The sequence below is a fragment of the Dermabacter sp. genome (genome assembly GCF_032550575.1).
GTDB classification, from domain to species: domain Bacteria; phylum Actinomycetota; class Actinomycetes; order Actinomycetales; family Dermabacteraceae; genus Dermabacter; species Dermabacter hominis.
Map to the genome: position 1 here is coordinate 66,036 of NZ_JAWFZC010000006.1, position 19,904 is coordinate 85,939.

Consider the following 19,904-nt stretch of genomic DNA (forward strand, 5'->3'; position numbering starts at 1 on the left):
ACTTTGCAACAGCACCATTCGGCCACTGAAATCGTCTTCATGGCTCGAGTGTGGATGCACTATCTAATCGAATCGAGAGCATTCTTCGCACCTGGAACGCAACGGCGCCCGGTGACTTCCTCGAATGTGAGGCTCCGGAGGTGTGCAGCTTCTTGCACTCAGTGTGCGGCGAGGAACTCCTCGAGCGAATCAAGCATCGCCAACCGCTCTGACTCCTCGGCCCACGAAATCTCGATCGAGTTCCGCGCGAGCTGTGCAACCTGTTCCTTCGTGAGGCTTTCCTTTTCCGCAAGCGTAAGGAAGTTATCCGCGATGTAGCCGCCGAAGTACGCCGGGTCGTCGGAGTTGATCGAAACCTTCACCCCGCGGCCAAGCAGCTCGACAATTTCCTTGCCCTTCATCTCTTCCGTCACGAAGGAGTTCGACATGGGGCAGCTCGTCAGGCCAATCCCCTTCTCCACCACAAGCTTCACGAGCTCGGGGTCCTCAATGATGCTCGTGCCGTGATCGAGACGCTCGGCACCAAGCTTCGTGAGCGCGGTACGGATGTTGTCGATCGAACCGACCTGGTCGATATCGCAGTGCATTGTCACGCGAAGGCCGTTCTCACGTGCGAGGTCAAACGCCTCGGCAAACTTCTGCGGTGGATTGTCGCGCTCATCCGAATCGAGCCCCACGCCCACGAACATATCCTTGTACGGAAGCGCCGCACGAAGGGTCTCAAGTGCCGAATCCGCCGACATGTCGCGAAGGAAGCACAGGATGAGATCCGCGCTCAGGCCATTCTCACGGGCCTCCTCGACGGCGCGATAGTAGCCGCGGATCACGGCCCCGAGTTCAACCCCCCTGGTGGTATGCGCCTGCGGGTCAAAGAAACATTCGGCACGCACAACACCATTCTCTTTCGCCCTCGCAAAATACGCGGAGCCCAGCGCGTAGAAATCGTCCTCGTCCTGAAGCACGTTCATCGCTGGGTAGTACACGGCGAGGAACGACGACAACGAATCGAATTGATAGGAGGCCTCGACCTCCTCAACGCTCTCCTGGCCAATATCGATCCCATTTTTCTTCGCAAGCTTGAGCTTGAGATCAGGCTCAAGAGTGCCTTCGAGGTGAAGGTGAAGCTCAGCCTTGGGAATGCCGTAGGCGAAATCTCGCGAAATAGCCACGATTGCTCCTCATCATCGTTCGAGAAAAATACTTCTACGGGAATACCCTTTTTTCATTGTTGCACCACGGAGCGCAGGCAACCGTCGGACCCGAGCCTCTAAAGTGACTGCTCGCGGATCGTGCCGAGCGTGCGCGGGCGGATACTCGGATCCGACTGCAACCACTCGCCAACCTCGCGCGGTCGAACGTCGACCGTGTGGAGGTCGTTGATCTCGATCCACTTGACGCCCACCTGGTGCGGGTCGTGGCCCTCCCCGATGCGCGGCTCGCTACCCGGTTCGAGGTCGCACCAGAACAGAAGATTCTGCTGGTGGAACACTTGCCCTGAGTCGCGGTGGCGGCCCACCTTCGCGCTGATGAGATCGAACGTGCACGCGAGGTCGTACACACGCACGGCCGCGCCGACCTCCTCCTCGCATTCGCGCCTCAGCGCCTCCACTTGGCTTTCGCCGTGTTCTTGCCCGCCGCCGGGCAGGACGAACACGCGGTTGCCGTCAACATCGATGTTTTCGTTGAACAGCACGCTGGTTCCGCGCACGATAATCGCCTTGACGCCAACGCGCACGTTCGAATAACCGGGATCAAGTTCCATAACCCCATCGTAGGGGTCCGACGCTTGCCCGCCACCCGGGCGCCCTATTTTGCGGGGAGTTTCTGCGCGAGACAATCGCGAGACAATGGTGCGCATGAGTACGCAAAGAGAAGTGGCAGATGAGCACCACGGGGGAGCCGCAACACCTCGCGCGCCGTGGTGGGCGATCGCCATCATCATGGCAGGGGGCGTTCTCGCCGCTCTCCAGTCCCGCATTAATGCCGATCTTGCGGGGCAGCTCGAGAGCCCCTATCTCGCGGCCTTCGTGAGCTTCGGCATTGGCTGCCTTGGACTTTGCGTAATCGTGCTGTCTCTGCCCGCTGAGCGACGTGCGGCGCGGGACTACGCGCGCGACATCGCGACGGGTCGCTTCGATTGGCGGTACGCGATCGGCGGCCTTGGCGGCGCCTTCCTTGTTTTCACGCAGTCCCTCACGGTAGGGGTGCTCGGGGTCGCCCTGTTCATCGTGAGCGTTGTCGCGGGGCAAACTCTCGCTGGGGCCGCTCTCGACCGCGTCGGTTTCGGGCCCGGTGAGCCGCGGCGCTTGAGCACCTCGCGCCTTGTCGGCTCAGCCCTCATGGTCGCCAGTGTCGCCTTGGCGCTTGCCTCCGGGCTCACGAACGCCGTGCCGTGGCTCAACCTGATCCTGCCGTTCGTCGCGGGAATAGGCGTCGGCCTTCAAACGGGAGCCAACGGCATCGTCACGGCGAACACGGGAAGTTTTCTCGTTTCGGCGCTCGGAAACTTCACGCTCGGCTCACTCGCGCTCGGCATAGCTGCGGCGGTCAGCCTCGCGCTCACCCCGCTGGGTGGGGCGTTTCCCACCAATCCGGTTCTCTACCTCGGTGGCCTGATCGGCCTCACCTACATTGCCGCCTCCGCCGCCCTCGTGCGGTACACGGGCGTGCTCGTCCTGAGCGGCGCGGCGATTGCGGGCCAAATCATCGGGTCAGTCATGCTCGATGCGCTCGACCCGAGCGTGCACCTCTCCCCGCTCACGGTGATCGGGGCGGCGCTCACCCTGCTCGCGGCCGTCATCATCGCGGGCTACATCCCCCTGCGCTCACCACGACCTGAATGACGCCCACACCTTCGGCCGTATCCCGGGGCGCGCAGCGTGAGTATCGAGGTATCAAGCAAGCGCCCCGAGACTGTAAGGGAGCGAAAAAGTTCGGGTAATCCTCACCTGATCACGCTTGATCCGCGACGAGGCGCGCGCTGAGGCCATCGGGGGCGAATTCAACGTGTGAGGACAGATCCTCAACCGATTCGAGAACGGTGAACGTCGAGCGCTTCGATGCCGCAACCGCACGCCACACATCCTCCGCCGGTTCGCTTGCCTCGGGGCTGAGAGCAGCGATCGCGCGCGCAACGGTATCCACGTATTCATCGAGGCTCGTCGCTAGCAGATGCATGTCGAGTTCCTCGTCGATCCACCACACGCCGCCCGGGATGCCCTCATCATTGAGCGTGAGAATCACGGCATCGTCGACGGTCTCGAAGAGGGGATAGTACGACGTCGGCTCGCCCAGCAACGTGAAGGGGCCAAGATCCGTGCGGTCCTCGGCCAGAAGGTTCAGCTCAAACTCCTCCCCCACGCGTGCCCCCGCCATTTCATCGGCGAGATCTTTGAGGGCGGGGGGAACATCGGCCCCGGATTCTTCGGGGTCGATCGGTTCAGCGAGGCCATTCGAGGAGGCAACTGCGACGGCAAGCCGCTCGAGTGCCGCCCGCATTTTCGAGGTGTCGACGTCGGTGGTGGGAGTGGGCCAGTCAAGTTTTACGGGCTGATTCACGTGCATCCTCCTCGGGGCGCCAGGCCATGTGTAAAGGTTTCGTGAGGAACCACGGCAATCGTACCGTGACCTCAGCCACGATTCCCAGACTCTAGCTCGGCAAAATGCATCACTACCAGCACAAACGCTGACCTCGCGAGCGCTCCTTGCAGGAACGCCGCGGCGCTCCCAGCGATTTGCTAGGCCAAGCACAGCGCCCGGGAAGAAAGAGGCGGTTATATGTAATCACGCGTTAGCGGCGTACCGATTCTTTGAGGAGAGGATCCGTACATCAGGCCCTAGCGCGGGGGAAAGGGATACGGCGCCGGCTCGTGGGGACGAGCCGGCGCCCTCTTTATGCGCTGACGCCGTGGGGTACCAGCAACCTCGGCCCAGCCTCGCACGGTTCGCCGCCAAACGGGCATGACTCGTCGCCGAAAACTGCACCCAACGTTTGCGGCTGAATTCGAGCGCAAACCACCACATATGTTGGGGTTAGTTTCCTAGACGGGAGAGGAGTGGGTCGAGGGGCCACGGGTCGACAGGAGACCCCGAGCGGGCCGAGGCAAGCCAAGGGGCCACCCGCGAACGGATTCGCAGGCGGCCCCTCGTCACAGGCGTCAACCGCCCCTATGGCCGCTGGTCGCGCCGACGCGTCGTCATCAGCATCGCGCCCGCAGCCACGAGCGCTCCGCCAACGAGCATGAGCCCTGCTACTTCGGCACCCGTGCGCGGCATGAAGGCCGAAGCACCCTTCGCCTTACCGCGACTTGGATTCTTGCCACGCTGGCTGCCGGCAACCGTCGGACCTTCGCCCTCACCGCTACCGCTGGAACCCGAGGTCGCCGAAGGCGAACCGCCCGGCTTCTCGGGGTTCGCGGAAGCATCGCCGCGGCCACCGGAGTCACCCGAGCTGCCCTTCGGGCCGGGCTTCGCGGGGGCGACGATTTCCTTGCCGTCATCGCCGCCGTCGGTGCGGGCCGGCTCGACCACGCGATACGTCCCCTGCGAGGAGCCCACCCAGGTGAGCATGCCATCGGCCCAGGTCGAGCCGATCGGCTCCTCGGTGCCGTCCTCGCGCACGAGCATGACCGCCGAACCCTCGGGCACGGGCAGCGTGAAAGTCGCCTCGAGTGGGCCGAACGCGTTCGACACGGCGATCGTGTGCACGCCGTTGTCGCTCGCGATGTCAGCGGTGAGCGAGTCGTCGCTGCGGAAGGTCGACGTGGCGCTCAGGTCACCCGCGCGCAGGGTCACCTGCTCAAGGTCGATCGTGACCTTGACGCTCCGCACCACCTGGCGTCCGGCGGCATCGGTCGCGACGAGCACGACGGAATTCTCGCCGGCAGTGAGGACCGTGCCCTCGCGCAGGGCAAGGGTCGTCGTCTCGCCCTTCGCCACGGTGCCATCGGCAAGCACGGCACCGTCATCCGAAACCGAGTAAGCCTCGAGGACGCGCTCGGCAAGCGCCTCATCGTCCGCAAGGTCCTTCCGGTTCACGGTGAGGGAGAGCGCGTCCTCGCCTTCGATCACGGGTTCCGCATCGACGTCGAACGTCCGCGCCCCGGTCTGCTCGTTGCCGGCGAGGTCGGCGCTCGCCGCGGTCACGGTGTAGCGACCCGCGGGAAGGCTCGATGTGTCGAGCTCGCCGGACAGGCTCGTCGTGTCGGGAACAGCAAGCGTGCCCTCTGCGGTCACGTCTTCGCTCGAGCTCGAGGTGGCCGCTTCGTGTGCGGGAGCCTCGCCACCATCGACGGATTCGGCCTGGGACGCCGAGTCCTTGCCAGGATCAATCTCGTCGACGTCCACGAGGACGTTCTCGACGGTCACCTTTTCCGTGTCGAGCGTGACGCTCTCGTTGACGAATTCGCGCGAGAGAGTGCCGTCGGCCGTCACACCAGCAAAGCGCGCATTGAGGCTCGCGAGATGCGGATCCGTAGCGCTCACGGTGAGGGTGCGGCCGTCGGTAATGCGCTCGCCATCGCCAACGGTCTCGATCGCCACCTCGGGCGCGACCTTGTCAACGATCACGGGGATCGCGGCGACCCTCGTGTTGCCGATCGAATCGGAGAAGGTCACGAGGATCGTGTCGCCATCGGCGACCGCAACCGTCTCGGAGAATTCACGGCGGTTGGCCTCGGGGCCGATCGCGTTCGGAACGTGGATGTCCACGGCTTGCTGGTTATTGACGCGGAGGCCATAGCCCCAACCGTCATCCTCCGCGGTTCCCGCAAACGTTGCCTCGTCCTTGTTCGTGAAGAGGGTGCCGTTCACGAGGTTCGGGCTGTCGAAGCGCACGGTCGGTGCGTTGACGTCGAACCAGATGTTGAGGATCTGGCGACCCTTCACCTCGCCTTCGGGGTTCGTCACGACGTATTCGTAGTGGTTCTCTCCGGTGGCGATGGGAACCTTCGCGGTGAAGGTACCGTCCTCGCCGACGGTTGCCGTGATGGGCTCGAGGCTACCGATGTGCTCGCCTTCGGCGCGCGCACCGGGGGTGAGGGTCACGGTCGAGCCGGGCTGACCGCCCTTGCCGCGCAGGGTGTAGGTCGAGCCGTCTTCACTCAGGTCGCCAGATTCGGGCGACACGAGGCACAGCGCGAATCCCTGGAGGCACTCGAGGTTCTCAAACTCGGGAGTCGGGGTGGCTTTGGAGCCTTTGACGCGCCCCGAGATCTCCACGACGAGGTAGGTGAAGTTGGCGTTGTCGCCTGCCTGAAGCACGAAGAGCGGTTCCTCTTCTTCCACCGAGGAGGTCGTCACCTCGAACGAACCATCGGGTTCAGCACCCACGAAGTCCCAGTTCACACCGGCCCACAGGCCGCCCTTCTTCGCGCCAGGGTTGGAAGGTTCGGGGTCCTTGATGGTGCCCTTGATCGTGATCGACCCGTCCTCGTTCGGGATGATGCGGCCGTCCTCGTCGAGGTTCGAGGCAGAGATGTCCACCGAGGCCGGTTGAGCATCGTAGTAGAACGTGAGGGTTTCGGAATCGATCTCTTCGCCGGCCTCGTTGAAGGCGCGGGCCGTGATCGAGTTTTCCGCATCGGGCTTCACATCAACGAGCGCCGTGAAGCCGCCGCCCGTGATGTCGTAGCTCTTGCCTTCGACCTCGACCTTTGCCACCTGGCTCGTCACGGTTCCGCTCAACTGGAACTTTCCGTCCACGTACGCGTCGGAGGCATTTCCGAACACGAATTCGGGGTCGTTGTAGGTCTTCGTGTTGAGAAGCACGAGCGGGTCATCATCAACGAGGACCTTGCGGAACTCCACCTTGTTGTAGGCGTTGTCGGAAGCGATGAACCACAGGTACTTCGAGGCTTGGGCGTCCTTGACCGTAACGGTGTAGGTACCGTCACCGTTGGCCTTGACCGGGAGGCCCTCCCCCGTGGCATCGATGACGGACAGGGACGGGTTGGCACCCGAGAGTTTGTCGTCGATCGTGATCGTGATGGTGCCGTTTTCAAGCTCGCCAACGCTCACTTCGGGTGGCGTGACATCGATGCCGAAGGGCATATCGACCGTCTGCCAGTCGAAGTCTTCCGAGAGCCGCGACTTCACACGGTAGATGTAGCGGCCTTCGGGGACGTTCACGAATTCGCCCTTGGCCGGATCCCACATGCGGCCGTCGAATGTGCCGCCATTGATGAGGGTCGAGCCTTCGGGAGCGAGTTTGTTCTTGACCTCGAGCACGTCGCCCGCGATGGTGCGGGGAACACTGTGCGTGGCGCCGAGGTCAACGAGCGGTTCCCCATCCTCCGTGAGCACATTGAACTCGACGTCGGCGGCGTTACGCATCATGGCGAGCGCCGCGCTGGCTTCGTCGCGCGTACCGTCGCCATTCGGCGAGAGCCAACCACCCTCGGGCAGGGTGCTCGGGTATGGGCTGCCAAATAGATCGAGTGTCGTGGAAAGACCCGTGACCTCGCTCTTCACGCCGAGGGCGTCCCAACCATGACCCTGCTCAGCGACGATGGGTTCGGCATTCCAATCTCCAACGAAACCGAAGTACGGCACGGAAAGGGTGGGCGCGTTTTCGGAGTGAAGCACCGCGTACCCCTCAATGAAGTGGTCTCCGGCGCTCAGGTCGGGCTTGAGGGTGAAGGTCACGTTCGCGGTGCCGTTTGCGGGAACGGTCACGGATTTTTCCGACGCCTGCAGGCTCTCGTGGGAGACCACGCTCGTCGTCTTTTCCCCCTTGGCATTCGTTTCGTTGAGCACAGTCTGCGCGGGGATGTCGTAGGTGACCGCCTCGCCCGAGTGGTTCGTGAGACTCACCGTGAACTCGCGAACGGAGTTGACCTCTTTGAGCTCGACGGCCGGCTCGCCGTCGACGGTCGCGTACACGTTCGTATCGAGGGCGTTGTGCATCTGGGCGAGACCTGCGCCGACCTGACGCGGCGGCGCAACGTGCTCGCCGTTCTTCACGGGAATCGCCGTGTTCATGAGTGCCGTGCGGGCACGGGCAAGCCGCTCTGGCCCACTGAGGTCGGGGTAGCGTTCGGCGTAGTTCTCAAGGAGCAGCGCGGACATGCCCGAGATATTCGGGGCCGCCATGGATGTTCCGGACTTCGTGCCGTACTTGTTGTCGTTGAGCGTCGAGTAGACGCTTCCGCCAATGCCGGCGATCTCGGGTTCAAACTCGAGATTGGGGGTCGTGCCCCACGAGGAGAACGTCGAGGCCTGAGCAGCGGTGGGGTTCGCCTCCGAACCAATCTCGTTTGTGAGGCGGATCGTCACGGGCGTATCGCCGGCCTTTGCGATCGCATCGCGAATGGCAACGCCCGTCGAGCGCTTGAGGGAACCGCCGATGATCGTGAAGTCTTCGATGCCGGCCATCCCAGCGAAGGCTTCGCCGCCCTCTTGGGAGTTGAACACGAGCACGCCGGCTGCGCCGTGGTCCATCGCGCGCTGGAATTTCTCGGTGAAGGAGATTTCGCCGCGTTCGATGAGGGCGATCTTCCCGCTCAGATCGGTGCCGTCCGGGTAGTCCTCTTTCTTGCCTCGACCGAGAAAAGCAACCTCGTAAGGCTTGTTCGTCGCTTCGCCGATCTGGAGCTGGTAGCCGAAAGGATGGTCTTCCCCGTCGTTGTAGAAGCCGCGGGGTGTCGAGACGACGTTGTTGTCAACCGAAGCGACCGTAAGGGCATTGCCCTGGATGCCGGGGGTGCCAACGGTGCCGTCGTCGAGCTTGCCGAGGGCGTCGTCGGTTCCACCCGTTTCGGAAAAGTTGAGCCCGTCGTTGCCGGAGGAGATGACGGCGAGTACACCCATCTCTTCAGCCTTCTTGAGGGCGAGGTTCGAGCCGTCGGAGTCCCACTTGACGCCATTGGTGGATCCGAGGGAGAGGTTGATGACGTCGGCCTTAAGTTTGACGGCATCCTCGATTGCGGCGATGAGGTCGGAGTCGGAGGCGTAGGGGTTTGCGCCGTTAGAGAAGACCTTCAACGAGAGGATCTGGGCGTTCGGGGCGACGCCCTCGAGCCCGCCTTTCTTGCCGTCGGGGGCGTTGGCGGCGACGATTCCGGCGACGTGCATGCCGTGCTGGCTCGTCGTTGTATCCCAGAATTCGTAGTTTTCGTCGGCGTAGTTGTAGCCCTCGGGGATTTTCTTCGTGAACTTGCCGTTCGGATTCACCGTGTCGATTTTCGTATCGACGCCGTCGTCGATGCGCATGTCTTCGTGGGTGGGGTCGACGCCCGAGTCGATGACGGCGACGACCATCCCGGAGCCGTCAACGCCATAGTCATCGAAGGCTTTGGAGACCTGCTGCATTTCGCGAGCCTCGTATTCGGTCCGCTCGTACTGGCGCTCGCGACGCACGGAGTCGACCGCCGGTTCAGCCTGGAGCTTCGCCATGTTGGCCGCGGGCATCGTTGCCGAGAAGCCGTTGACGAGGAAGCCGAACTGACGGTCGACCTCGATGCCGTAGGTTTTGCTCCACGAGTTGATGAGGCGAATCTGTTCGCGCAGGTTCCGGCTTTCGCCGTTTTTGGAAGGCGAGCCAGGCTGGCTCTTGAGAGTCACGAGGACGGCGACCCGGTCTTTGCTGGAGTTGGACTCGACGTGCGCCGGGTCCTTAGGGGGCTCGTTGCCGTGCGGCTGTGCGGCCACGGGCGCGGCTGCGAGCGTGAGCGCCGTGAGCGCTGCGACGCATGCTGCGGCGGCGCGCTTGAGTACTGGGATTCCCACCCGACACCTCTTCGGTAGTGACGATCCCGCGCCACGGATGTGACGCGCAGCCCAATTAAGGGTTGCGGTCGATCATAAGCATGTAACGCGCAACACGCAGCCGAATCTCAGAATGTGTACAAAATGGGTTCAGGGAATCTGTACCCAACATTTGCGGCGGAATGGGCTCGAACACCGCCGCAAACGTTGGGGTTAGTTTTCTAGACCGCGAACGAGAGGGCTGGCCTGAGGTCAAGAACCCGCCCAAGCCGAGGTCAGGGTTCCGACGGTGCCTCGCGAATATCGATCCCAAAGACCCGTTTCACCTGGGCCGTCACGAGTTGCGGGTGGCGTCGGTCGCTCGGGGTCGAGGCCCATGGGGCGAACAATCCCGGAAGATCGGGGTGGGTGATTTTGCCGTGGGTCGCTCCCGAAGTGGTGACCACGAAACCATGCTCCTCGAGCCGGCGTTTGAGCGCGGCGCGATCGCCGGGGTGGCGCGTGCCCTTCTTTTTGCGGTTACTCGGGCCCGCAAAATCCGCGGGGTCGAACGAGTCCACCTCCTCGGGTCGAACCGAGAGGGCGTAGGCCGTGGGAAACGCGCCAATCACGTGGTTGTCGGCGCGTCTGACTTGCACGGTCCAGTCGCCGCGCTGGAAGTGGTCGCTCGCGCCGTTGTCGCTCGTCCACGCGTCCTCGGGGTCAGCGACGGTGAGCACGATGATGTCGTGAGTGATGCGCGCGAAACTCGCCCCCGAGACCGTGCGAACTTCGTCTTCGTGAACGGTCAGCGGGCGGGTGAAGGGCCGCGGGTCGGTGGGATTGAGCGTGACGACGGTACCTGCGGGAGGCGCACCGAAGCCTCGATCGATGTCGAGACTCTCCGCTTCATTCGCCTTTTCACGCGCGGCCTTCGCGGCAGCCTTAGCCTCGCGCTGGTCCTCGCGCTGTTCTTCGCGCCGTTTTTCGGCTTCAGCGAGGAGATCCGCGAGGTCCTCGCCCGCCGCCCTGCGCCGCGCGAGCTCGGGGAGAGCGCCGTAGTCGACCTGGCGCACCTCGCGTTTGACGCGCGTACGCCCCGCGAGGGCCGCGGGGCTCGGTGCACCTAGGCGGGGAGTTTCTCGCGGTGAATCTGCCATGTCCCCCACCGTACCGCGGTGAGACGCCCACCTCGCACGGAGCCGATGCGGTTAATCTGGTGGTCGTCTCATTTCACCCTAGGAGGACATTCGTGCGTGTTTCCACCTCGCTGCGGGCACTGGCAGCATGCGGCTGCCTCACCCTCGCTCTTGCTGGCTGCGGCTCCCCCAATGAGCCGCAATCCTCCCCGTCTGCGACGCGCGCAGCGGCAGCGAGCGACGGTGGCGGCCCGAGCGTCGTGATCAATGAGTCCGAAGGCGACGGGGATGCGCCACCCGTACCCGAGATCACCGCCGGAGGCCTCGATCATTCGGAACTCGGCGATTCCTGCAGCGACGAGGGCATGGTGAAGATCCCGCTGCACGGCGCCCCCGATCCGGCGCTCGAAGGCTTCAACGGCTCGTTCACGTACAACGGCTGGAAGGAAAACGGCGGCTCCTCGGAAGCGACGTTCACGGTCAACCAGGGCGGCGGCAAGCAGCAGTTCGGCCCCCTCCAGGTCGGGGACCAGTTCGAACTCGGTGGCGCGCTCTACTCCGTCACGAGCATTTGCAAAGATAACGCCCAGCTCGACGTCATCGGCTAACCGATGTCCGCTTTCGCGCACCCGCGAATCGACCCCGAAAGCGGGATCTGCGAGTACTATTCTGCCGGGCAATGCGAATCGTGCAGCCTCATGCGCACCCCGCACGATGCCCAGGTACGTGAGGCACGGGACCGTCTTCACTCTCTTCTCGCCCACGCGATGACCCCCGCCACCGTGTGGGAAGAGCCGCTCGTGAGCGCACCGTGGGGGTTTCGCACGAAGGCGAAGATGATGGTGCGTGGCACGGCTAACGCTCCGGTTTTCTCGTTCCCGGGCACGCATGAGGGCGTCGATCTCGCCGACTGCCCCCTCTACCCCGCGCTCGTCACCGACGTGCTTGAAAGCGCCCGCGCGCTCATTCGCCGCGCCCAGGTCCCGCCCTACAACCTCGACAAACGCCGCGGCGAGATCAAGTACGTGCTCGTCACCGCCACCCAGACCGAAGCCATGGTGCGCCTCGTCCTGCGCAGCACCTCGGCGCTCGAGAGGATCCGCGAACACCTCGCGCTCCTTGACCCTCGCGTGAGCGTCGTGAGTGCTAACATCCACCCCGAGCACGAGGCCCTCCTCGAGGGCGCCGAGGAGATTCACCTCGCGGGCGAAAAGCAGCTGCGCATGCCGCTCGGAGGGATCGACGTCGACGTGCTCCCCCGCTCCTTCACGCAAACGAACACCGCCGTCGCAAGCGAGCTCTATGCCCAGGTCGCGCGGTGGATTCTTGACGCGGGCGCTCACACGGCGTGGGACCTCTACTGCGGCGTGGGTGGCTTCGCCCTCAGCATCGCCCACGAGGCCCGCGCCCGCGGCGCGCACATGGACGTCACGGGAATCGAAATCACGAATGAGGCGATCGAAAGCGCACGTGGCTCGGCGAAGCGGCACGGTTTCGCGGGCGCCGTCGGACCCCTCACCACACCCGAACCAAGCGTTCGCGCGCACTTCGACACCGCTGACGCAACCGAGTGGGCGAGGCACCAGCCAAACCTGCCCGAAGCGGTCGTCGTCAACCCACCGAGGCGCGGCATCGGCGATGCACTCGCCACTGTCCTCAACAGCTCGGGGGTTCACACCATCGCGTATTCGAGCTGCAACCCGGAAACACTCGCCGCGGACCTCGCGCGCATGCCGAACTACCGCATCGCACGCGTACGGCTCATAGACATGTTTCCGCACAGCGCGCACAACGAGGCCCTCGTACTGCTGACACGCGCCACTGCGGGGGAACGTTAGCCCTCGTTATCGAAGGCTTCCTCGACGTCCTCATCGACCCAGTCGAAGGTGCGCTCGACTGCCTTGCGCCACAATCGCATGCTGCGCTCGCGCGTCTTGTCGTCCATCGACGGGCTCCAGCGCATGTCCTCTTCCCAGTATTTCTCGAGGTCGTCGGTCGAATCCCAGAAACCAACGGCGAGGCCGGCGGCATAGGCGGCACCGAGCGCCGTTGTCTCGATGATCTTCGGGCGAATCACGTCCACGCCGAGGATGTCGGCCTGGAACTGCATGAGGGTCTCATTCACGGTCATGCCGCCGTCAACGCGCAGCTCCTTGAGCGGCACCTTGGCATCCTCATTCATCGCGTCGATTAGCTCGGCGCTCTGGTAGGCCGTGGCCTCGAGAACGGCACGCGCGATGTGATGCTTGTTGACGTAGCGGGTGAGGCCCACGATCGCCCCGCGAGCATCGTCCTTCCAGTAAGGGGCGAACAGACCCGAGAACGCGGGCACGACGAAGCAGCCGCCCGAATCGTCGACCTTTGTCGCGAGTTCTTCGACCTCTTTCGCGCTCGAGATAAGCCCGATGCTGTCGCGGATCCACTGCACGAGCGAGCCGGTCACGGCGACCGATCCCTCGAGGGCGTAGACCGGGTCGGCGTCGCCGAGCTTGTAGAGCACGGTCGTGAGCAGGCCGTTATCCGAGGAAAGCGCCTCGTTCCCGGTGTTCACGAGGAGGAAGTTACCCGTGCCGTACGTGTTCTTCGCGGTGCCCTTCTCAAAGCATGCCTGGCCGAACGTCGCCGCCTGCTGGTCGCCGAGGATGCCCGCGATCGGCACATTCGTGAGCAGGCCGCGCTTGCGGCCCTTCCCGTATACCTCGGACGACGAGCGGATCTCGGGCAGCATCGACATGGGGATTCCCATCTCGCGCGCAATATCTTCGTCCCAGTCGAGCGTGTGCACGTTCATGAGGAGGGTTCGCGAGGCATTCGTGACATCGGTGACGTGCACGCCGCCCTTCGTTCCGCCCGTCATGTGCCACAAAAGCCACGTGTCGATCGTGCCGAAGAGCAGATCGCCCGCCTCGGCTTTCTCGCGCGCGCTCTCGACGTGGTCGAGAATCCACTTGACCTTCGGGCCCGCGAAATACGTCGTGAGCGGTAGGCCGGTGACCTCTTTGAATCGGTTCACGCCCTCCTCGCCCGCGAGCTCGTGCACGATTCGCGCCGTGCGCGTGTCTTGCCACACGATCGCGTTATACACGGGCTTGCCGGTGTTTTTATCCCACACGACCGCGGTCTCGCGCTGGTTCGTGATGCCGACGGCTGCCAGGTCATCCCGGTTCACTTCAGCCCTGTTCAGTGCGAGCGCGATGACCTCACGGGTGTTGCTCCAGATTTCCATCGGATCATGCTCGACCCACCCTGAGCGCGGGAAGATTTGCTTGTGCTCGAGCTGGGCCTGCGACACCGCGTGGCCTTCATGGTCGAACACCATCGCGCGTGAGCTGGTTGTGCCCTGGTCGACTGCGAGGATGTATTTCTGCTCTGAGGTCTCTGGCATGAGCGGTCCTTTCGGCTCCCGCGGGCACCGCTGCCCGCGCTTGATCGTGGGTGCGCTTTCACGCGCGGTGGTCAGCGTGCGGGGATTTCGCGCACGTTCTCGAGGAGGGCGGCGGCATCGGCATCGCTCGTCGTGTGCTCCGCCTCGAGGCGCGCGGCAATGAACGTCGAGTAGGCCTCGATCTCGGCCTCGCGCCGCGCCTCGTCCCAGCCGAGTTCGTCCGCGAGGATCCCCGCGACCTCGCGAGCAGCGCTCACGCCACGATCGCGCGTCTCGTAGTCGAGACGCGTGCGGCGCATGAGGGCATCGGCGAGGTGAAGCACGCCCTCGCTGCGCGCGGCGTACACGATTTCGGCACGGAGGTAGCGAGGCGCGTCCTTGAGCGGTGTCGCGAGCTCGGGGTTCTCGTCCATGAGGTCAAAAATGTCCTCGAGCAACGAGCCGTAGCGGAAGAGCAAGCGTTCGAGGCGCACCTCGTCGATTCCGTACTTCCCCGCGAGCGCGGTTGCACGCACCCGCATCTCCTCGTAGCCGGCGCCACCGATGACGGGGATGTCGCGAGTTTTGGTCTTCGGGGCATCGGAATCCCCGCGAAGGGCGAAGTCGACGACGTCCTCGGCCATGACGCGGTAGGTCGTGTACTTGCCACCGGCGATCGCGCTCAGGCCCGGTTCGACCTCCATCACCGTGTGTTCGCGCGACACCTTCGTCGAGGCGCCGTCGGACTTTTTCACGGGCTGAAGAAGGGGGCGCAAGCCTGCGTAGACGCCGATGACGTCCTCGCGCGTGAGCGGGCGGCGAAGCACGTCGTTGGCCTTTTCGAGTACGTAGTCGATGTCGCTGCTCGTCGCAGTGGGCACCGAGACGTCTTCTTTCCACGGGGTGTCGGTCGTGCCGATCAGCCAGTATTCGTCCCACGGGATGATGAACAGCACCGATTTCTCGGTTTGCGTGATGATGCCCGTATTGTCTTTCGCCTCGATCGCCTCGCGCGGCACCGTGATGTGGATGCCTTTCGAGGCGAGCACCTGAAGGCCTGAATCGGCGCCGGCGCGATCCTGTTCTTCACCGGTCCACACGCCGCCGGCAAGAATGACCTCGCGCGCGTGCACCTCGTATTCGTTGCCGGTCTCGAGGTCCGTGATGGCAGCGCCCACAACGCGACCACCGTCTTTGAGGTAGCGCGTGACCTTCGTGTAGTTCGCGGCGGCGGCGCCGAGGTTCACGGCGGAGCGCACGAGCATCGCGACGAAGCGCGCGTCATCCATGCGGGAATCGTAGAACTCGATCGCCCCCGAGTTCTTTTCGGGGTCGAGTCCCGCGAAATCCTTCGCGAGGCCCTTGGAAAAGACGTGCTTGTGGATCGGGACCTCGCGGTGGCCGATCTGCATCGCGTCGTAGAGGGCGATGCCCGAGCCAATGAACCCGCGCTCGAAAACGTTCTTCATGGGGAACATGAAGCTGATGGGCTTCACGAGGTGCGGGGCAGTCTTTGAGATGAGCAGGTCGCGCTCGCGAAGGGCTTCGGCGACGAGCGTGAAGTCGAGCATCTGCAGGTAGCGGAGGCCGCCGTGCATGAGCTTGGACGAGCGCGAGCTCGTGCCGCTCGCCCAGTCGTTCATTTCGACAACGCCGACGCTAAGCCCGCGGGTCGCGGCATCGAATGCGGCGCCAGCGCCGTTCACGCCACCACCAACGATGAAGATATCGAGTGGCTTTTCGGCGCTCGTCGAGGCGAGCCTTTCGAGATGCGCGGCGCGAGTGGTGGAGTTAAGTGCGGAACGGGCGGATGCGGACATAACACTTCCTTCGTGAGTGTGCTCGGTTCGCCGTTGAACCACGTCTATCAAGCTCAGTGAGGCTAACACCGGCACATCATCGTTCACGGTGAGTGACCGATCGGCTCGGTTCTACACTGGTGGCACGCGCACCGGCACGCATAGGAGCACCCATGACCGCGACAGTCCGCATTCTCGTTCTCGGCCTCGGCGGCACGATCGCCATGAGCCAAAACCAGCCGGGTGGGCACGCCTCCCCCGCTGCACAGCCAGACGCGAGCGTGTTCCCCATCCCCGGCATAGAGCTGGAGTTTCGGGAAATCGCGAACGTGGGGTCGCCCTCGGTCACGTTCGCGCACGTGCGGGAGGTTCTGCGGGTGGCACGGGAGGGGTCCGACGCTGGCTTTCGCGGCATCGTGCTCACTCACGGCACCGACACTCTCGAAGAGACGGCGTTCTTGCTCAATCGCTATTGGAACCTCGATACGCCCCTTGTTGTCACGGGCGCGATGCGTCCCGCGAATGCCCCCGGCGCGGATGGACCCGCGAACCTTCACGACGCGATCGTCACCGCCGCGAGCGAACAGGCGCGCGGCCTCGGCGTTCTCGCGGTTTTCGATTCCCTCGTGCACGCCGCCGATCGCGTGACGAAGGTCAGCTCTCGAAGCATCGACGCGTTCGATTCGGAGCCTTCGGGCCCCCTCGCGCTCGTGAGCAAGGATGGGATTCGCGCGATGTATGCGCTGGAGCCGTCGGACTGCGTGATGCCTACCGTGCCCGCCGAGCTTCCCTCCGTACCTCTCATCGGGACGGGCCTGTTTGATCGCGGCGAGGCTCTCGGGGCGCTCGTGCATCAGTCTGAGCCGCCCGCGGGGATCGTGATCAACGGTGTGGGGATGGGGCACGTGCCCGAGGCTGTTATGCCGCTCGTGCGTGAGGCCCGCGAGCGCGGCATCCAGATCGTTGTCGCGACCCGCATCCCCGAGGGCGGCACGTCAACCTACCACTACTCTTACCCGGGCGCGGAAGTGGATCTCATCAATTCGGGTGCGTGCATGGCCGGCATGTTGAGCGCGCACAAGGCGCGCCTGCTGCTCCAGGTTTTGCTCGCTTCCGGCGCGAGCCGCGAGGAGATCAGCGGCGCATTCGCGGGCTTCGCCTACTGATGCTCTGTGGCAGCCACCCCGGCCCTACTTTTCATAAATTTCATAAATTTCAAAGCAATTCATAAAACTCATAGATCTTCATAGGTGCTGCGGCCTACTCTTGAGGTATGACCCGTGCACGCAACCCTTTCCGCGCAACCCTCGGCGCTACTCCCCCGCTTCTTGTCGGTCGCAACGAAGCGGTGCAGAACTTTGCCTTCGCGCTCGATGACGGTCCCGGAGCTCACGAACGCATCTCGCTCATTGTGGGCCCAAGGGGAATCGGGAAAACGGTGCTTCTCAACGCATTCGAGGACACAGCCCAGGAGCACGGGTGGTTCGTCATAAGTGAGACGGCAACACAAGGCTTTGTGGAGCGCATCCGCAGCGAGATCATTCGCCGTTTGGCACGTCAGCGCTCGCAACTCAAGGGCCTAGGGCTCTCAATCTTCGGCGTTGGCGGCTCCGTCACCTGGGACTCCTCCTCGATCTCGGAAACGTCGTATTCCTTGCGCAATGCCCTCGACGATTACCTCGCGTACAAGGCCGATCTCGATCGCTCTGCGGGGCAGCCCGCGAGCGGCGTGCTCATTACCCTCGACGAAATGCACCACCAACGCAACGATGAACTGATTGAGTTCGGTGCGACCGTTCAGCACCTTGTGCGCGAGGGAAAAGACATCGCTGTCGCGATGGCCGGGATCCCCTCGGCGATCAAACCGTTGCTGTCCAGCCGAACGAGCGAGAGTGAGGGTCCGAACCCCATCACGTTCTTGCGCCGTGCCGAGAGAATTGAACTCGACCGGGTATCGGACGATGACGTGCGCCTGGCGCTCGAAACTCCGCTAGCCGAAGCGGAGATCACCTGGACGCACGAGGCACTCGAGACCGCGGTCAACTCGTGCCAGGGCTACCCCTTTATGATCCAGCTCGTCGGGCAGTGGGCATTTCGCGAGGCTCAGGGGAGGAGTATCACGCGAGAAGCTGCCGAACGAGGGGCAGACAAGGCCCGACGAAAACTCGGCCAACTCGTTCACGAACCTGCGTTGGCGGACCTTTCCGATGTTGATCGCTCGTTTCTCATCTTTATGGCGCGAGACGACGGTCCTACGGAAATCGCCGACCTCAAGGCACGGTTCGGCCGCTCAGACTCCTACGTCAGCAACTACCGCAGGCGTCTTATCGATGCCGAAATGATCGTCGAAGCTGGGCGTGGTCGCATTGACTTTGCGCTGCCGTATCTGCGCGAATATTTGCGCGAGCACGCCGCCAGCCTCGTGGATTAGGCCTGCGCGCGGCGGACGATGAGCACGTGCGCGAACCAGAAGACGGCGCCGCCGGCCGAAAGAGCGAGCCCGCCGATACCGAGCTTCACCAGGTCGGCGCCGAGCATCGGCACCATGACGCCGGAAGCGATCGCGGCGACGATGAGGTTCACGAACGTCGCGAAGCTCGTTGCGGCGCCGCGCTCCTCGGGGAACATGTCGAGAACCTCGAGCTGCACGGGCGCCATCATGAGCGCCGCACCCATGCCGAGAAGACCCGGGCCAATCATGACCAGAAGGTGCCACACACCAAACTGCGAGGTGAGTTCGGGGGTGAGCATGGGAATGATGACCGAGAGGACCCCTCCGAGAACCACGGTGATGAACGCGATCGTGATGAGGCGCGAACGGCTCATGACGAATGCGAGGCGCCCCACGAGGTAATTGCCGAGGATCATGCCCGCAATGATCGGGATAAACAGCACCCAGTAGTCCTGTTCGCCAAGGTGCATGACGTCGGGAACGATGATCGGCGCCGCCGAAATGAAGATGAAGTCGGCCTGGCTTGCGAGGCCAAGCGCGAGCGAAAGGCGCCAGATGACCGGCGAGCGCAGCACGCGCCCGAGCGACGTGAGGATGCCCTTCGCGTTGAACGGCTGGCGCTTCTCGGGAAGGAGCGTCTCGGGGATGACAATGAGCATGATCACGAGGGTGGCGAGCGCGTAAAGGAGCATCGCCCCGAAAATCCAGCGCCACGGCCCGATCAGGAGGATCCAGCCGCCGAAGATCGGCGCCGCCGCGGGCGCGAGGGCGAAGATCATCATGACCTGGCTCATGAGCTTTTGCGCTTTGCCACCTCCGTAGAGGTCGCGGATCACGACGCGAGAGACGATCGTCGCTCCGCCCGCACTGAGCCCCTGGAGCACGCGGAAGGCGAACAGCATCGGAAGATTGACGGCGAGAGCCGCACCGAGCGAGCCGATCGAGAACACGATGAGCGAAATACCCATGACGCGTTTGCGTCCGACGGCATCGGAGAGCGGGCCGTGGAACATGCTCATGCACGCGAAGGAAATGAGGTACAGGCTCGTAACCTGCTGCATCGCGGCCGCGTCGGTGTGGAAGTCGCCCCTCATCGCCGGGAAGCCCGGGAAGATCATGTCGATCGAGAACGGGCCGAGCATCGCGAGCATGGCCATCGCAAACGTGAAACCGAAGGTGACCTTTTCACTCCGCCCCAGGTGGAGGCGGAGCGCGGCCGTCTCGGTCGCGACTTCCTCGACCTGCTCGATCGGGCCGGTCACGTGCGAGACGTTGTCGGTGGGGTTGGCGAAAGCGACCTGCGGAATTTCTTCCGTTAGCGGCCGCGGTTCCTCGGTCGCGAGACTTTCGGCGGCACGCTCATCGGCAAGCCGCGCAAGTTCGAGTGCGCTGGTATCGGTTTTCCTCTGAGAATCGTCTGTCACTCGGTCAAGTTTATGGAACTCTCGCGGCCTTCCAACCCCTCT

13 protein-coding genes are annotated in these 19,904 nt (G+C 63.7%); 5 read left to right on the forward strand and 8 right to left on the reverse strand.

The window, feature by feature from the left end:
- Positions 1-158 precede the first annotated feature (158 nt).
- Positions 159-1,169, reverse strand: a complete 1,011-nt coding sequence (gene add, locus E6X30_RS08175) for an adenosine deaminase (RefSeq protein ID WP_016663423.1) — start codon at positions 1,167-1,169, stop codon at positions 159-161.
- Between the two features lie 98 nt (positions 1,170-1,267).
- Positions 1,268-1,762, reverse strand: a complete 495-nt coding sequence (locus E6X30_RS08180) for an NUDIX domain-containing protein (RefSeq protein WP_016663424.1) — start codon at positions 1,760-1,762, stop codon at positions 1,268-1,270.
- A 94-nt stretch (positions 1,763-1,856) separates the two neighbouring features.
- Here E6X30_RS08180 and E6X30_RS08185 point away from each other — a divergent pair, with 94 nt between their 5' ends.
- A complete protein-coding gene (locus tag E6X30_RS08185; RefSeq protein WP_016663425.1) occupies positions 1,857-2,843 on the forward strand; it encodes a DMT family transporter in 987 nt (328 codons plus the stop codon).
- A gap of 109 nt (positions 2,844-2,952) precedes the next feature.
- Here the strand turns inward: E6X30_RS08185 and E6X30_RS08190 are convergent, their stop codons facing one another.
- The 3 genes from E6X30_RS08190 to E6X30_RS08200 all read right to left on the reverse strand — a co-directional run bounded on the left by E6X30_RS08190 (position 2,953) and on the right by E6X30_RS08200 (position 10,844).
- Entirely contained in the window at positions 2,953-3,558 is a 606-nt protein-coding gene (locus tag E6X30_RS08190; RefSeq protein WP_016663426.1) for a hypothetical protein, read from the reverse strand.
- A gap of 609 nt (positions 3,559-4,167) precedes the next feature.
- Positions 4,168-9,726: a S8 family serine peptidase gene (locus E6X30_RS08195; protein WP_016663427.1), complete on the reverse strand. Its 5,559-nt coding sequence runs from the start codon at positions 9,724-9,726 to the stop codon at positions 4,168-4,170.
- A gap of 254 nt (positions 9,727-9,980) precedes the next feature.
- Positions 9,981-10,844 carry a hypothetical protein gene (locus E6X30_RS08200; protein ID WP_016663428.1) on the reverse strand — a complete coding sequence of 288 codons (864 nt, stop codon included), beginning with the start codon at positions 10,842-10,844 and terminating at the stop codon, positions 9,981-9,983.
- 92 nt (positions 10,845-10,936) lie between these two features.
- On the opposite strand from E6X30_RS08200, the gene E6X30_RS08205 reads away from it, so the two are divergent.
- Both E6X30_RS08205 and E6X30_RS08210 read left to right on the forward strand, forming a co-directional pair.
- Positions 10,937-11,431, forward strand: a complete 495-nt coding sequence (locus tag E6X30_RS08205) for a hypothetical protein (protein WP_016663429.1) — start codon at positions 10,937-10,939, stop codon at positions 11,429-11,431.
- 90 nt (positions 11,432-11,521) lie between these two features.
- Positions 11,522-12,661 carry a methyltransferase domain-containing protein gene (locus E6X30_RS08210; protein ID WP_232049680.1) on the forward strand — a complete coding sequence of 380 codons (1,140 nt, stop codon included), beginning with the start codon at positions 11,522-11,524 and terminating at the stop codon, positions 12,659-12,661.
- On the opposite strand, the gene glpK is transcribed toward E6X30_RS08210, so the two are convergent.
- A complete protein-coding gene (gene glpK / locus E6X30_RS08215; protein WP_016663431.1) occupies positions 12,658-14,208 on the reverse strand; it encodes a glycerol kinase GlpK in 1,551 nt (516 codons plus the stop codon). The two genes, E6X30_RS08210 and glpK, sit on opposite strands and share 4 nt — an antisense overlap.
- Positions 14,209-14,279: 71 nt before the next feature.
- A complete protein-coding gene (locus E6X30_RS08220; RefSeq protein WP_016663432.1) occupies positions 14,280-16,007 on the reverse strand; it encodes a glycerol-3-phosphate dehydrogenase/oxidase in 1,728 nt (575 codons plus the stop codon).
- A gap of 152 nt (positions 16,008-16,159) precedes the next feature.
- On the opposite strand from E6X30_RS08220, the gene E6X30_RS08225 reads away from it, so the two are divergent.
- Complete coding sequence (locus E6X30_RS08225; protein ID WP_016663433.1) at positions 16,160-17,152, forward strand: asparaginase; 993 nt, start codon at positions 16,160-16,162, stop codon at positions 17,150-17,152.
- A 107-nt stretch (positions 17,153-17,259) separates the two neighbouring features.
- Positions 17,260-18,417, forward strand: coding sequence for an ATP-binding protein (locus E6X30_RS08230; protein ID WP_016663434.1), 1,158 nt, complete (start codon positions 17,260-17,262; stop codon positions 18,415-18,417).
- Here E6X30_RS08230 and E6X30_RS08235 read toward each other — a convergent pair.
- Positions 18,414-19,862 carry a multidrug effflux MFS transporter gene (locus E6X30_RS08235; RefSeq protein ID WP_016663435.1) on the reverse strand — a complete coding sequence of 483 codons (1,449 nt, stop codon included), beginning with the start codon at positions 19,860-19,862 and terminating at the stop codon, positions 18,414-18,416. The genes E6X30_RS08230 and E6X30_RS08235 overlap by 4 nt on opposite strands.
- Positions 19,863-19,904: the final 42 nt, after the last annotated feature.